11 protein-coding genes are annotated in these 14,276 nt (G+C 70.8%); 3 read left to right on the forward strand and 8 right to left on the reverse strand.

Annotated features, from left to right (window positions below; all coding sequences use genetic code 11):
- Window positions 1-2: 2 nt before the first annotated feature.
- Entirely contained in the window at window positions 3-1,253 is a 1,251-nt protein-coding gene (locus tag OHO27_RS38995) for an ATP-grasp domain-containing protein (protein WP_328429638.1), read from the reverse strand.
- A gap of 216 nt (window positions 1,254-1,469) precedes the next feature.
- On the opposite strand from OHO27_RS38995, the gene OHO27_RS39000 reads away from it, so the two are divergent.
- The 3 genes from OHO27_RS39000 (at window position 1,470) to OHO27_RS39010 (ending at window position 5,897) form a co-directional block, all read left to right on the forward strand.
- Window positions 1,470-2,909: a coproporphyrinogen-III oxidase family protein gene (locus OHO27_RS39000; protein ID WP_328429639.1), complete on the forward strand. Its 1,440-nt coding sequence runs from the start codon at window positions 1,470-1,472 to the stop codon at window positions 2,907-2,909.
- The gene (locus tag OHO27_RS39005) at window positions 2,906-3,973 is read left to right on the forward strand and encodes a DUF1152 domain-containing protein (protein WP_328429640.1); all 1,068 of its coding nucleotides are present in this window, start codon (window positions 2,906-2,908) and stop codon (window positions 3,971-3,973) included. Before OHO27_RS39000 ends, OHO27_RS39005 begins: the two co-directional genes overlap by 4 nt.
- Before the next feature lie 301 nt (window positions 3,974-4,274).
- Window positions 4,275-5,897 carry a sigma-70 family RNA polymerase sigma factor gene (locus OHO27_RS39010; protein WP_328429641.1) on the forward strand — a complete coding sequence of 541 codons (1,623 nt, stop codon included), beginning with the start codon at window positions 4,275-4,277 and terminating at the stop codon, window positions 5,895-5,897.
- A gap of 15 nt (window positions 5,898-5,912) precedes the next feature.
- On the opposite strand, the gene OHO27_RS39015 is transcribed toward OHO27_RS39010, so the two are convergent.
- From OHO27_RS39015 to OHO27_RS39045, 7 genes are all read right to left on the reverse strand, one after another.
- Window positions 5,913-7,346, reverse strand: coding sequence for an aminobutyraldehyde dehydrogenase (locus tag OHO27_RS39015; protein WP_328429642.1), 1,434 nt, complete (start codon window positions 7,344-7,346; stop codon window positions 5,913-5,915).
- Window positions 7,339-8,658 carry a flavin monoamine oxidase family protein gene (locus tag OHO27_RS39020; RefSeq protein WP_328429643.1) on the reverse strand — a complete coding sequence of 440 codons (1,320 nt, stop codon included), beginning with the start codon at window positions 8,656-8,658 and terminating at the stop codon, window positions 7,339-7,341. The genes OHO27_RS39015 and OHO27_RS39020 overlap by 8 nt, the downstream gene beginning before the upstream one ends.
- A 113-nt stretch (window positions 8,659-8,771) precedes the next feature.
- Complete coding sequence (locus tag OHO27_RS39025) at window positions 8,772-9,842, reverse strand: ABC transporter ATP-binding protein (RefSeq protein WP_328429644.1); 1,071 nt, start codon at window positions 9,840-9,842, stop codon at window positions 8,772-8,774.
- A 4-nt stretch (window positions 9,843-9,846) separates the two neighbouring features.
- Complete coding sequence (locus OHO27_RS39030) at window positions 9,847-10,731, reverse strand: ABC transporter permease (protein WP_328429645.1); 885 nt, start codon at window positions 10,729-10,731, stop codon at window positions 9,847-9,849.
- Window positions 10,728-11,627, reverse strand: a complete 900-nt coding sequence (locus OHO27_RS39035) for an ABC transporter permease (RefSeq protein WP_328429646.1) — start codon at window positions 11,625-11,627, stop codon at window positions 10,728-10,730. Before OHO27_RS39035 ends, OHO27_RS39030 begins: the two co-directional genes overlap by 4 nt.
- A gap of 3 nt (window positions 11,628-11,630) precedes the next feature.
- A complete protein-coding gene (locus OHO27_RS39040) occupies window positions 11,631-12,755 on the reverse strand; it encodes a polyamine ABC transporter substrate-binding protein (protein WP_328429647.1) in 1,125 nt (374 codons plus the stop codon).
- A gap of 193 nt (window positions 12,756-12,948) precedes the next feature.
- The gene (locus OHO27_RS39045) at window positions 12,949-14,145 is read right to left on the reverse strand and encodes an aromatic ring-hydroxylating oxygenase subunit alpha (RefSeq protein WP_328429648.1); all 1,197 of its coding nucleotides are present in this window, start codon (window positions 14,143-14,145) and stop codon (window positions 12,949-12,951) included.
- Window positions 14,146-14,276: the final 131 nt, after the last annotated feature.

A 14,276-nucleotide genomic window follows, 5' to 3' on the forward strand; every position in this document is an offset into this window, starting at 1 on the left:
GATCAGCTCACTTTCACCAGGGAGTCGGCGATCACTTGGCCGGCCAGGCGGCGGGCCTCGTCGACGGACGCGGCGCGCGCCACGACGTGCCCGACCCGGCCGGAACTGTCGGCCGGTTCGGGCACCCGTTGTCCGGGACGAATGTCGATGTGGCTGTGGGTGCCGGGCACGTCGGGGATGAGGACGTCCTCCAGCACCCCCGCCCGGTCGGGCAGCAGGAAACGCAGCGCGGCCGCCTCGTCGCGGGTCGGCGCGATGTGCGGCAGCCGCCCGGTGACGGCCTGCAGATAGGCGGTCGCTTCACTGACGCCGGTGGCGGCCTCGACGATCTCGCAGATGTTGTCGCCGGGCAGCCGGGCGCCGGTCTCGATGACGACCGGCCCGCCGCCGGGAGGGATCTTCACCTCGGTGTGGGCGATGCCGTTGCGCACCCCGACGGCGAGCGCGGCACGCGCGGCGGTGTCCTGGATCGCCCGCACCGTGCGCGCGTCGAGCCCGGCCGGGCAGGAGTGCCCGGTCTCCACGCGGTAGGTGCCCGCCGTGGTGTCCTTGCGGACCACGGGCAGCGGAAAGGGCACTCCCTCGTGCACGACCGTGTCGGCGGAGAACTCCTCGCCGGGCACATAGCTCTGCAGCAACACGCGTGAGTCCAGCGGCAGACCGTGCGGCTCGGCGCGGGTGAACCGTCCGGCGGCGGCCACGGCGGCATCGAGTCCGTCCGGGCCCGCCACCACGCTCACGCCCCAGGAGCCGCCCTGCTCGGCCGGCTTGACGACCAGCGGCCACCCCAGCCTGCCGGAGGCGGCGACAGCGTGGGCCTGCTCGGCGCCGGCGACCACCGCCTCCGCGGGGGCTGCCACGCCCGCCGCGCGGAACGCCTCAGCCATGACGATCTTGTTGCGGGCGGCCTTGGCGCGCAGCGGATCGTTGCCCGGCAGCCCGAGGCGCGCGGCGAGCAGGGCGGCCAGCGGGGTCAGCAACTCCCAGCAGACCGCGACTCCTGCGATGCGCTGTTCCCGGCAGAACACCTCCATGTCGTCCAACGCGCGTTTGGTGTCGGCCAGTTCGGTCAGGCACACCCCGGCGAGGCCGCGAGTCAGCCACGGTTCGTAGCCGGCGTGCACCCGCTCGTCGGTGGCCGCGTAAAGCCGTATGCCCGAGCGGGCGGCGGCCTCCGCGAGGAAGCGTCCCGCGTTGCCCATCGGCTCGATCACCATCACGCCGGTCACGCCCGGCTCTTCGCTGCTGTCCACGAAACCAGTGGATCGGTCACGGCGGCGCACCGTCCATCGGGCTGTTCTCTGAAAACAACTTGCTGATGACAGGACCGAGTTGGGCGAAGCCACAACGATGACGCCCCGTCGGCATGCGGGAGTTGGTGCACAACACCGATAGCTTCAACAAAATGTTGCGTGTTCGGATCGGGGTGCAAGGTCAACCGACGGCATGGTGCGAAGGAGTCATCCATCGTGAACAGCCCGCACGACCAGCTCGCCGAGTACATCCAGCAGGGCGTCATACCCCCCTACCAGTACTCGTATCCGCCCCGCTCCACCTACCGGCCGCTCGACGAGGGCGCCTGGGACATCCACGACGTGTGGGCGAGGGACCTGGCCAACCACCCGGTCCCCGAACTCAACCTGTATCTGCACGTCCCGTTCTGCCGCTACAAATGCGGGTTCTGCAACCTCTACACCGTCATCTCCACCGACGAGGACCTGTACGACGCCTACACCGACGCGCTCTGTACGCAGCTCCGCGACCACGCGGAGGTCATCCGGGCGCGCCGGCTGCGGACGGTCTACATCGGCGGCGGCACGCCCGCGCTGCTGTCGACGCGGCACTTCGAGCAGATCTTCACCACCCTCGGCGAGATCTACCCCAACTGGCGTTCCACCGTCGAGGAAGTCGCCCTGGAGGCCACGCCGGACTCCATCGTCGCCGACCCCGACGGCTTCGGGCGGCTGCTCGACCTGGGCCTGACGCGCGCCAACATCGGCATCCAGTCGCTGGTCCCGCAGGAGATCCGCGAGGCGGGGCGCGGCCAGGCGGGCGAGGACGTCATCCGCCGGGCCGTCGAGATCGTGCACGAACGCGGACTGCCGGACCTGTCGACGGACCTGATCATGGGGTTCGCCGGGCAGACCCCCGAGACCTGGCGCCACTCGGTGGACGAGCTGGCGAAGCTCGCGCCGACGACGATCTCCACCTACTTCCTCACGGTGCGACCGGACGCGTGGTTCTCCCGGACCGGCGCGTACCAGTACATGTGGAAGCCGGAGCTGTACGAGCGTTACGACTACGCCCGCGAGGTGTTCACCTCCCACGGCTACGTCCAGGAGGGCTCCGTCCGCTACAAGAAGCCCGGCCGCGGCGGCTATGTGCAGAAGGTCCTCACCTTCCACGGCGTGCCCCTGCTCGGCCTCGGTGTCGGCGCCCGCTCCTACAGCTCCGTCCTCGACTACATGACCGGCAGCGTCAAGCCGTCCCTGAGCGAGGTCGCCGACTACATCGAGAGCGCCAGGGCCCACCGCCTGCAGCCCACAACGGGGTTCGCCCTCACCCCGGAGGAGATCGTCCGCAAACGGCTCGTGCTCGACACCTTCGACCTCGACCTGTCCGAACTCGACCGTTTCGGCCTGGACGCGATCGCCCCCGAGGTGGACCGGATCCTCGACGCGGCCCAGGCCAACGGGCTGATCCACCGCGTCGGCCCGCGCCGCGTCCAGCTCACACCCAAGGGCTTCAAGTACCGCGACATCCTGTCCTGGATGTTCTACTCCGACCACGTCAAGAAGCTCGACCGCGAGTACTACGAGGGCCTCCACGAGGCCAACACGCGGGCGCGCAAGAACATGGGCACGCCGGTGCGCATCACCGGTATCGGCACCGCACGGGAGACGGTGTGAGCGACCTGTTCATCGCCGCGGGCGGCGGCGGGGACCCCGTGGGCACCGCGATCACCGCGGCGACCGTCGGCCGCGTCCTCACCGGCGCACCCCTCGGCGAGACCATGATCGCCACGTACGCCTGGGAACGCCTCGAAGTCGACCCCACCCCGGGCCCGCTCGGGGTCGTGCACTTCGCCGAACTCGCACACCATGCGGGCATGCCGGTGATCGCCCCCACCACGCGGCCGATCCCGCCAGCCGGCTCCACGCTGCCCGCCCTGGCGGCGGACCTGCCGGCCCGCCTGGCCCTGCTCGACCCATGGCAGGGGCTGTCGGCACTGGCCGAGCAGATCCGACGCCTCGCGGACACCGGACACAGCCACGTCCGCATCGTCGACGTCGGCGGCGACATCCTCGCGCACGGCGACGAGGACACCCTGTGCAGCCCTCTGGTGGACGCCCTGGTCCTGGCCGCCTGCCGGCTCGCCGGGGTGCCCGCGGCCGTGTACGTCGCCGGGCCGGGAGCCGACGGGGAGATCCCCCAGGCCGACGTACTGGACCGCTTGGACGGCGACGCTCTCACCCCGCTCGCGCAGGACGTGGCCGCGGTCCGAACCGCCCTGTCCTGGCACCCCTCGGAAGCCTCCGCCCTGTTCGCGGCGGCCGTCGACGGCGTACGCGGACCGGTCCGTACGGTGAACCACCTCATCCCGCTCACGGACGCCTCCGCCCGCATCCACTCCACCACCCTGGACGATGCCCTCGCCCACAACACGGTCGCCGCCCACCTGCTCGGCGTACTGCCGCCGACCCTGGAGGCCGCCGCCGACCTCTCGGCCAAGCTCACGCAGATCCATGAGCTCGACCGAGAGCGCGTCGCGGCAGCGGAGCCGCCGGCGCCCGCCCGAGCCGCGCTCCCCTGGACGGAACAGGCCGCGTGGGAGGCGATCCGGGACGCGGCACAGGACGCCCCGCATGTCACTCTCCGATTCGCCGCCCTCGCTCTCGGCTTGACATGGCATCAAATCCCGTCCCTGCGCGCTCTGTTGGGCGCGCAGGGTCCGGTGCTGGCCGTGGCCTGAGGCGGGCGCCCGATTCGGCGCCGCAGCGAGTTGCGGCGCCGAATCGGCGGGACAGGTCACGGTATTTGGTACCTCACCGGTACACGGCCGTACTCAACTGTCAAAACGCACCCAAACAGGTCGCTATCCGCTGGGAGTCGTGAAGGTTTTCGGGTCGATGTGACTTTCCCCATTGCGCCGCCCGAACGGTCCCGTGAGTCTCTCGTGGAACATGCGTCCGAAGAACTGTTATCCCGGGCTCACCGATCGATCTCCCAAATATCGGACAGCATCGTTCGGCGTCGAGGACAGGGAAGTTTTGATGAGTACAGAGCGCAACTCGGAGTCGGTGGCACTGGTGGTCGCTGCCCGAAGCGGCGAGCCGGCGGCACAGGACGCCCTGGTCAGCGCCTACCTCCCGTTGGTCTACAACGTCGTGGGACGGGCTCTGAACGGCTCGGTCGACGTCGACGACGTAGTGCAGGACACGATGCTGCGTGCCCTCGACGCGCTGGGCGGGCTGCGTGCTCCCGAGAACTTCCGTTCCTGGCTCGTCGCCATCGCGATGAACCAGGTGCGGGCGCACTGGCATGACCGGCAGTCGGCGCCGAACGGAGTCGAGGAGGCCGAGGATCTCGCGGACCCGGGCGCCGACTTCGTGGACCTGACCTTGATGCAGCTCCAGCTGTCCGGTCAGCGCATGGAGACCGCACGGGCGACCCGCTGGCTGGAGCCGGACGACCGGGGGCTGCTGTCGCTCTGGTGGCTGGAGTGCGCCGGCGAGCTGACGAGGGTCGAGGTCGCCGAGGCCCTGGAGCTGTCGCCACAGCACACGGCGGTCCGGGTGCAACGGATGAAGGCCCAGCTGGAGGCGGCCCGCGTGGTGGTGCGGGCCCTCGACGCGCGGCCACGCTGCGAGGAACTGCAGGGCCTGCTGGTCTCCTGGGACGGCCGCCCCTCGGCGCTGTGGCGCAAGCGAATAGCCCGGCATGCCCGTGGTTGTTCGCATTGCTCCGGTTTGTGGAGCGGGTTGCTGCCCGCCGAGGGGCTGTTGGCCGGTCTGGCGCTGGTCGCAGCGGCGCCCGCGCTGCTGGAGAGCGTGCTCTCCGCCGCCGGCGGTATGGCCCTGGCCGGCTCGGCGTACCAGCTGAGCGCCTCGGGCGGCCACGGCAGGTCGGGCCCGGGATCCGGTGCCCGGTCTGCCTCCCGCACCGAGGCGCGTCGACGCCGCCGCATCCGCCGCCGGGCCGTCGGCGGCGCCGTCGTGGCGGCCTGCGTCGCGGGCGGCGCCCTGTGGTACTTCGACACGGACCCCGGGACCGGGAAGGAGGAGGCGTCGGCCGCGGGCACCCCCGGCGCTCCCGCCGCTGAGCTCTCGGAACCGAGCCCCATCGAGACCTCCCCGTCGGCGTCGAAGTCGCCGTCCCCGTCCGCGTCGCCCTCGAAGAAGGCGAGCCCCTCCAAGTCGCCCAGCCCGACGAAGAAGAGCGTGCCGAACCCCCGGCCCTCCAGCCGGCCGACCCGGACCGCGACCAGCACCCCGCAGACACAGGCGGCCCCGTCGGGTGCCGTCGCGCAGGTGGTCGCGCTGGTCAACAAGGAGCGGTCGGCCGCCGGCTGCGGTCCGCTGTCGGAGGACTCCCAGCTGAACCAGGCCGCGCTGCGCCACTCCGAGGACATGGACGCCCGCGACTTCTTCGACCACACCAACCCGGACGGTGCCGACCCCGGGCAGCGCGTCACCGCCGCGGGCTACACCTGGTCCACGTACGGGGAGAACATCGCCCAGGGCCAGCAGACGCCCGAGGCGGTGATGGAGTCCTGGATGAACAGCCCGGGCCACCGTGCCAACATCCTCAACTGCTCGTTCAAGGACATCGGCGTGGGCATCCACAAGGCATCCGGCGGCCCGTGGTGGACCCAGGTCTTCGGCGCCAAGCAGTGAGGCCGGAGCCCGCGGTCACAGCATGACGTGCTTGACCTGCGTGTAGTCGAGCAGGCCGGTCATGGAGAGGTCGCTGCCGTACCCGGAGTGGCCCACCCCGCCGTGCGGCATCTCCGACACCGTGGTGCCGTGGGTGTTGACCCAGACGATGCCGGTCCGCAGCGCACGGCTCGCACGCATCGCCCGGTCGTGGTCGCGGGTCCAGACGCTCGCGGCGAGTCCCTGGGTGACCCCGTTGGCCAGGCGGAAGGCCTCGGACTCGTCGGTGAAGGGCTGGACGGTGACGACCGGACCGAACACCTCGCTGCGTACGATCTCGTCCTCCTGCCGCACCCCGGCGACCACCGTGGCCCGGTGGAAGTAGCCGGGGCGGGGCAGCGCGGTGCCGCCCGTGACCACCTCGGCGTGGTCGGGCAGCCTGTCCAACAGGCCACTGACGCCCGCAAGTTGAGCGGCGTTCGCGAGCGGCCCGAAGTCGGCGCTCTCGTCGTCCGGGGCGCCGGGCAGCAGTCGGGCGGCGCGGTCGGCGAAGCGGTCCAGGAAGGTGTCGTGGATCCGCCGGTCGACCAGGATCCTGGTCGCGGCCGTGCAGTCCTGGCCCGCGTTGTAGTAGGCCAGCGACGACAACTGCTCGACCGCGTCGTCGAGATCGGCGTCCGCGTGGATCAACACCGGTGCGTTGCCGCCGAGTTCCAGGTGCAGTCGCTTGAGGTCGGCAGCAGCCGCGGCGGCGATCTGCTGCCCCGCGCGGACGCTTCCGGTGACGGCGACCAGCCGGACGTGGGGGTGGGCGACGAGGGAGCGTCCGGTGTCGCGGTCGCCGCACACGACGTTGAGCACGCCGGGCGGCAGGTGCTCGGTGGCCAGCCGGGCGAGGAGCGCGGCCGACGACGGCGTGGTGTCGGACGGTTTCAGGACGACCGTGTTGCCCGCGGCCAGCGCGGGGGCGATCTTCCACACGGCCATCATCAGCGGGTAGTTCCACGGGGTGATCTGGGCGCAGACGCCGACCGGCTCGCGCCGCAGCACGGAGGTACGGCCCGGCGTGTACTCCGTGGCGGCAGCGCCGGGCAGGTTGCGGGCGGCTCCGGCGAAGTACCGCAACACGTCCACGATCGCGGGCAGTTCGTCGCCCAGGAACAGAGCGCGCGGCTTGCCGGTGTCGGCCACCTCGGCGCCCGCCACCGCACCGGCATCCCTCTCCAGGGCGTCGGCGATGCGCAGCAGTGCGGTCTGCCGCTCGGCCGGAGTCGTCAGCGACCAGCCGGCAAAGGCCTCCTCGGCCGCTCGGCAGGCCGCGTCCACGTCCTCGGCACCGGAGAGCGGCGCCGTGCCGTGCAGGAGTCCGGTGGCCGGGTCGATCAGCCGGAGGGTGGCGCCGGAGGCGGCCGGCACCTCCTTCCCGCCGATGTGGTTGAGGACGGTTGCGAGGTCGTCGGTGTCAGCCACGGCGCAGTACCTCCTCGGCGGCGGTCCGGCCGGTGCGGACGGCGCCCTCCATGTATCCGGCGACCCACTGGTCGGAGCCGCAGACGTAGAACGGTGGCTCATGGGTGCCGTGCAGGGGGCCGACGGCCATGACCTCGCCGGGCGGCCACTGGGTGACGTATCCCTGGGTCCACGGGTCGGTGCCCCACAGCCGCAGATGGCAGTCGGTCGGCCGCAGCGCCTCGTCGCCGAACATGCCGGCCATCTCGGCGAGCAGTTCGGGCGTGCGCAGATGCGGGGGCGTCCCGAGCAGGACGCCGTAGCGCTCGGGCGGGATCAGGGCCGACAGGACGCCCTCGTTCTGCGGCCAGGTGCTGCCCAGGACCCCCTCGGCCTCGGACAGACCGTTCAGGCCGGCCTCCCGCCAGAAGGGGCGGTCGTAGACGGCGGCGAACTTCGCGGCCGTCGCGTGGCGTTGCCGGTGCAGCGAGGCGAGCCGGGCCTCGCTGACGCCGCTGATGGAGACATCCCGCAGCGGTCCGACCGGGAGGGCGCTCACCACAGCCGTCGCGGTGAGGACCTCACCGGTGACCAGGCGCACGGAGCAACCCTCAGGGCGGATGTCCAGGGCGGCGACGGGGGCGCCCAGCCGGATGCGCGGGCCCAGTTCGCGGCCCATCACCTCGGCGAGCGTCGCCGAGCCGTCCGCGAGCCGCAATCCCTCCCAGTCCTCGTAGTCGTAGTCGCCCTTGCCGGAACCGGGCACCGCCGCGCTCTTGCGCAGCGCGGCCAGCAGGGAGATCCGCTCGTACGAGCCGCCGGCCAGGGCGAGTTGGCCGATCTCCCACAGGCGTACCACCGCGGGCGTGGCGTGCCGGGAGCGCAGCCAGCCGGCCACGGACAGCCGGTCCAGATCGCTCGCGTCGGGATGCGACCACGGGTCGTCCGGGTCGACCGTGGCGGCGAGCGCGGCGAACTCCGCGCCGAGCCGCTCGTGCAGGGCCGCGTCGCCCGGGCCGAACCAGTGCGGCGGATCGCCGGCCGAGATGCCCTCCGGCGTGGCACGGGTCATGCGGCCGGGCTCGGCCACATAGCTGGGAACCAGCTCCAGGCCGAGTTCCTTGGCCAGTTGCAGGTACGCGGTGTGGGCATGGCCGACCACTTCGCCGCCCAGCTGGACGAAACGGCCGTCGGGTGTGCGGGTCTGCTCGACCCGGCCGCCGACGCGGTCCCGAGCCTCCAGGACCAGCACGTCGGTGCCGGCGGCGGCCAGGTCCCGGGCGGCACTCAGGCCCGCCAGACCGGCGCCGAGCACGATCACGTCGTGATGCATCAGCTTCGCTTTCGTGACAAGAGCTCGTACGACAGAGCTCGTGAAGAGTCAGCTCCTCGGCAGAGCTCGTGAAGAGACAGCTCCTACGGCAGAGCTCGTGAAGAGACAGGAAGTCAGGCGAGGACCAGACAGTGCTCGGGCCGCCAGCCGAACTCCACCGTCTCGCCACCGCTCCAGCGGTCCTCCATGCGGGCACGGGCTGTGTTCTGCTCCAGCACCGACAGCGTGACGCCCGGGGCGAGTTCGATCAGATACGTGGTGGTCGGGCCGCTGTAGACCGTCTCGCGGATCACGCCGCTCAGCATCGACATGCCCGGTTCGAAGTCCGACAGCCAGATCTTCTCGGGGCGCACGGACACGCTCACGGCAGAGCCGTCCGCGATGTCGGAACGGGGGCCGACGGGCAGGGCCGGACCCTTCTCCAGCGTCACCTCACCGCCCCGGTAGGTGCCGGTCATCAGGTTGGAGGTGCCCATGAAGGAGGCGACGAAGCCGGTGGCGGGGTGCTCGTAGATGTCCTCGGGGGTGCCGCACTGCTCGATACGGCCCGCGTTCATCACGGCGATCCGGTCGGACATGGTCAGCGCCTCGTCCTGGTCGTGGGTGACGAAGACGAAGGTGATGCCGACCTCGCGCTGGATCTGCTTAAGTTCCACCTGCATCTGCCTGCGCAGCTTCAGGTCGAGCGCGGCCAGCGGCTCGTCGAGGAGGAGTACGGCCGGACGGTTGACCAGCGCACGGGCCAGGGCGACGCGCTGCCGCTGCCCTCCGGAGAGCGTACGGGGCCTCCGGTCCGCGAACCCGGCGAGCTGGACCAGCTCCAGCATCTCGCCGACGCGCTGCCGGATCTCGGTCTTGGCGACGCCTCTGCGCTTGAGGCCGAAGGCGACGTTGTCGGCGATGCTCAGGTGATCGAACAGGGCATAGCTCTGGAAGACCGTGTTGACGTTGCGCTTGTTGGGCGGCAGCGCTGTCACGTCCTCACCCGCGAGCAGCACCGAACCCTCGGTGGGGTCGCTGAACCCGCCGATCATGCGCAGCGAGGTGGTCTTGCCGCAACCGGACGGGCCCAGCAGGGAGAAGAAGTGGCCGGCCTCGATGTCGAGGTCCAGGTGGTGCACGGCGTAGGAGTCGGCGAACTGCTTGGAGACGCCTTCGAGCCGGACGGCGGGGGTCGCGTCCATGGGGTCACTCTCCGGAGAGGATGTCGAGGCCGCCGCGGCGGCCGAAGAGGCGCGGGATGAACAGGGCCAGGGCGATCAGGGTGATGGATCCCGCGAGCATCAGCGTGCCGACCGCGTTGATGGTGGGCTGCACCCCGAAGCGGATCGCCGAGTAGATCCGCACCGACAGCGGCTGCGGGTCGACGCCGGTGGTGAAGTAGGCGAGCACGAAGTCGTCGAAGACCAGCGCGAAGATCAGTACGGCCGCGGCGAGCACGGCGGGCAGCAGGGCCGGCAGCGTCACCAGCCGGACCGCCTGCCAGCGCGTGGCGCCGAGGTCCATCGCTGCCTCCTCCACCTCCGGGTTGAGTGCGGCGACCCGGGAACGGAGGATGACCGTGACGTAGGAGATGGAGAAGGTGATCTCGGCCAGCATCACGGTGCCGGTGGACAGCGGTACGCCGAGGCCCTTGAACAGCAGCATCGACGCCACGCCCGTGACGATCTCCGGCGTGATCAGCGGCACCAGCATGATCAGGCCGGCCAGCGAGCCGAGCCGGGTGCGAGACCTGACCAGACCGAGGGCCAGCGCCACCCCGAGCAGCACCGAACCCGCCATCGCCACCAGGGAGATACGCAGACTGGTGCCCAGGGACGCGATGAGGACGTCGTCGTGGACGAAGGCGCGGTACCAGCGCAGGCTGAACCCGTCGAACACGGTCAGCGACTTCTGGGAGTTGAAGGAGAACAGCGCCACCACGGCGATGGGCAGGTACAGCAGTGCGAAGAACAGCCCGGTGAGGGCGATGAGACCGCGGGGCCTGCGGTTGGCGCGGCTGCGCCGGGTGCGGGTCCGGGCGTTCGGACGGGCCGAGGGAGCGGTGGCGGTCGGCAGCTTGAGCAGGGTCATCCTCGGGCCTCCGCCTCGTCCTTGCGGGTACGCCGCAGATAGCCGAGCATCCCGATCAGCAGGACGAGCATCAGCAGCATGGTGAGCGCGGAACCCAGCGGCCAGTTCTGGCCCTGGAAGAACTTGTCCTGGATCAGGTTGCCGATCATGATCTGGTCCGGGCCTCCCATGAACTGTGCGCTGACGAAGTCGCCCATGGCGGGCAGGAAGACCAGGACGATCCCGGCCGCCGCGCCCTGCCGGGTGGCGGGCAGGGTGACGAAGAAGAAGGTGCGTACCGGGCCGCCGTACAGATCGCGGCCGGCCTCGATGAGGGAGACGTCCAGCCGTTCCAAGGCGGCGTACAGCGGGATGATCATGAAGACGACGAAGCCGTAGACGAGTCCCGCGACCACGCCGAGGCCGCTGTTGAGGATCTTCGTTCCGCCGTCCGCGATCCCGACGGCGCGCAGCGTGCGCAGCACGGGCCCGTCGTCGGAGAGGACCACCGACCACCCGTACATCCGAACCAGGTAGTTGGCGAAGAACGGCACCACGATCGCGGCGATCAGCGCGTGCTTGTACCGCCCGCCGTACAGGGCGATCGTGTACGCCACCGGATAGGCGATCAGCAGAGAGATCAGGCAGGTCAGCAGGGCGTAGCCGAGGGAGCGGGCCAGGACCTCGGTGTAGGCGGGGTCCGCGAGCGCGCGTACACCGGCGAGGCTGAAGCCGAAGCGCGGGTTGCCCAGTTCGTCGGTGGTGCCGACCGCGAGGACGCCGACGAGGACCAGCGAGGCGATGAGGAAACCGGTCATCCACAGGGTGCCGGGCAGCATGAGCCAGGTCCAGATGCGGGTGCCGTTCGCGTCCGGGCCGCGACGGCGGGTGCGTGAGGAGGGGCGGGGCAGTGCCATGGATCAGCCCGCCTTCACATGGGTCCAGGCGGCGTCGCGGGCGTCCTCCGCCGCGCTGCCGACGTTGCGGAAGAAGACGTCGGCCTTCAGGTCGTCCTGGGTGACCAGGCACTCGGGGAAGGGCTCGACCAGGTCGGCGTAGGTCTTCTCGGTGCCCGCGACCGGCATCGGGTAGCCGATGTACTCGATGTTCTTCTTCACGTTCGCCGGCCGCAGCATGTAGTCGATGAACAGCATCGCCGTGCCGGGGTGCGGGGCGTTCCAGGGGATGGCGTAGCAGTCGGAGTTGATCGGCGTGCCCTCCTTGGGGGCCTGGAACCCGAACACGGAGGGGTCGTCGGCCTGGTTGAGCATGGCGGCCATGTCACCGCTCCACGCCTGCTGGATCAGCGCGTTGCCGTTGAGGAGGTTGTTGTAGCTGTCGCTGGAGAAGCCGCGCAGCCGTGGCCGCAGGGTGCCCAGGAGAGAGGTGATGCGGTCGAGGTCGCCGGTGTCGCCGGTGCTGACGTCGAGACCGAGGGCGAGGGCGCCCATGCCGAGGACCTCGTCGCGGTCGTCCAGCAGGAAGACCTTGCCGTTGGCCCGGTCGCTCCACAGGTCCCGCCAGGAATCGGTGAGCTCACCGATCTTGTCGCGCCGCCAGCCGATGCCGGTCTTGTACGCGGTGAACGGGATGGTGTGTGCGGAGCCGGGGTCGTACCAGGGGTCGGCGAAGTACGCGTAGGTGCCGAAGATGTCCCGCGCGTGGGCGAGCTGGGAGTGGTCGATACGGCGCAGCCGGCCTCCGCGGACCAGCCGCTGGGTCCATTTGGCCGTGGGGAAGATGATGTCGTAGCGGTTGCCGGCGTTGAGCTTGGCGACCATGCCTTCCATCGAGTCGAAGTTCGACTGGATGACCCTGACGCCGTACTCCTTCTCAAAGCCCTTGAACACGGACGGGTCGACGAAGTCGGCCCAGTTGAAGTAGACGAGATCGCCGTCGACGCGCGCCTTCACAGGCGCCAGCTGTCGGGCGTCGGGCGTTTTCGCGGGCATGAACCCGCAGCCGCCGGCCGCGGCGCCCAGCAGGCCGAAGGCGCCTGCCCGCAGCACGGCGCGTCGGGACGGCGGTATTGCCTCGGGGGACATGAACGTCCTCTCCGTCGAGGAACGGCACAACTCCAGGGCAGGACCGGCTGGTCGGCTCACTTGGGGCCCTGATTCCGCAGTGAAGACCGGTCTGGGGAGGGTGCGTGCGCGCGTCAGACTGCGCGCGGTAAGGCGGCGCGGAGGCCCACGGCGGCATCGTGCGGATGCGGCGGACGCGCCGCGCCGAAGGGCGTCACCCGGCGTCCCCCTCCAGGTCCTCCCGGACCCGGCCGGCGAACCAGCCGACAGCGGCCTCGCGCTGTGACAGCGGCCCCGGCTCGAAGCCGGGGGTGCGCATCCCTGCCTGCACGCGCTCCACCAGCTCGGCGTCCTCGTCGTTGGTGACCCAGCCGATGTGGATGTTGATCCTCCGGGCCAGCCGGGTGCGGACGCTCTCCCCGTGCCGGGTGTAGAAGCCGCCGGGAATCGCCGCCCGGTCCTGGGCGGTGGGCAGGGCGGTCCATGCGAGCACGTGGTCAGGGTAGAAGTCGATGAGCGTGTTGGGATAGATCACGGCGTACCGCCACACCCGCCGGTCGGCCTCGGTCAGCCCCGGCATCGGGGTCGCCAGCCGCTGGTAGAGCCGCTCGGTCCAGTTCGAGGACGGCTTGTCGCGCAGCGGGGACTCGAAGAGTACGTAGTTCTCCTGCACGTCCACCGTGTACGCCTGGTAGTCGAGCAGTCGCATGAGGGAGGGGTGCGCCACGGGGACGTGGTAGCCCTCCAGATAGTTGTCGACGATCACCTTCCAGTTGGCGTTCTGCTCCTCGCCGTCCGCCACGTCATGGATACGGTGCTTGCCGACCGGGACCAGGCCGGGTCCGGCGTAGTGGCCGACGGCCTCGGCCAGCCCGGCGCAGCTCTCGGCGAGCGGGGTCGCCTCCATGTCCAGGTTGACGAAGACGAAGCCGAGGAAGGACTCGACGTTGACCGGGTGCAGTCCGAGCCGGGGCTTGTCCAGGCAGGGGATCCGGCGGGCCTCGGGGGCCCCGACCAGCCGTCCGTCCAGCTTGTAGGTCCAGCCGTGGTACGGGCAGCGGATCGCCTTGCCCGACGGCTCCGGGTCCGTGACCAGGCGGGTGCCGCGGTGCCGGCAGACGTTGAGGTGGGCGGCGAGGCCGCCGTCCTCGGTGCGCACGACCAGCACCTCACGGCCGGCGGCGGTGGCGGTCAGCCGGGCGCCGGCGCCGGGGAGGTCGGACTCGTGACAGACGAGCTGCCATGACTTGGCGAAGATACGGTCGGTCTCGGCCTCGGCGACGGCCGGATCCGTGTAGTAGCGGGCGGGCAGCGCCTCTCCGGGGGGATCGAGGGGCGACTGTTGGGCCGGTTGGGGCGACTCCGGCGGGGGAGCGGAGACGCTGTCTGCCCGTGTGGTCGAGGGATGCATTGGGGGTCCTCCTCCGCGCCGCTGCGGCGGCGATGGGCGGTGAGGGCGAGGGCCGGCATGGACGGCCGGTGGGGCGCCAGGTCTGCTCGAAGCAGGGCGCCGGACCGGCCGCGATCCGGCTGACTGATTGG

Origin of the sequence: Streptomyces sp. NBC_00443 (genome assembly GCF_036014175.1) — a bacterium.
In the GTDB taxonomy this organism is placed as follows: domain Bacteria; phylum Actinomycetota; class Actinomycetes; order Streptomycetales; family Streptomycetaceae; genus Streptomyces.

Excerpts from the sequence above, each read along its gene's own strand:
- OHO27_RS39030 (WP_328429645.1), bottom strand. The coding sequence starts at position 10,731 with ATGACCCTGCTCAAGCTGCCGACCGCCACCGCTCCCTCGGCCCGTCCG.
- OHO27_RS39040 (WP_328429647.1), bottom strand. The coding sequence starts at position 12,755 with ATGTCCCCCGAGGCAATACCGCCGTCCCGACGCGCCGTGCTGCGGGCA.
- OHO27_RS39025 (WP_328429644.1), bottom strand. The coding sequence starts at position 9,842 with ATGGACGCGACCCCCGCCGTCCGGCTCGAAGGCGTCTCCAAGCAGTTC.
- OHO27_RS39020 (WP_328429643.1), bottom strand. The coding sequence starts at position 8,658 with ATGCATCACGACGTGATCGTGCTCGGCGCCGGTCTGGCGGGCCTGAGT.
- OHO27_RS39035 (WP_328429646.1), bottom strand. The coding sequence starts at position 11,627 with ATGGCACTGCCCCGCCCCTCCTCACGCACCCGCCGTCGCGGCCCGGAC.
- OHO27_RS39010 (WP_328429641.1), top strand. The coding sequence starts at position 4,275 with ATGAGTACAGAGCGCAACTCGGAGTCGGTGGCACTGGTGGTCGCTGCC.
- OHO27_RS39045 (WP_328429648.1), bottom strand. The coding sequence starts at position 14,145 with ATGCATCCCTCGACCACACGGGCAGACAGCGTCTCCGCTCCCCCGCCG.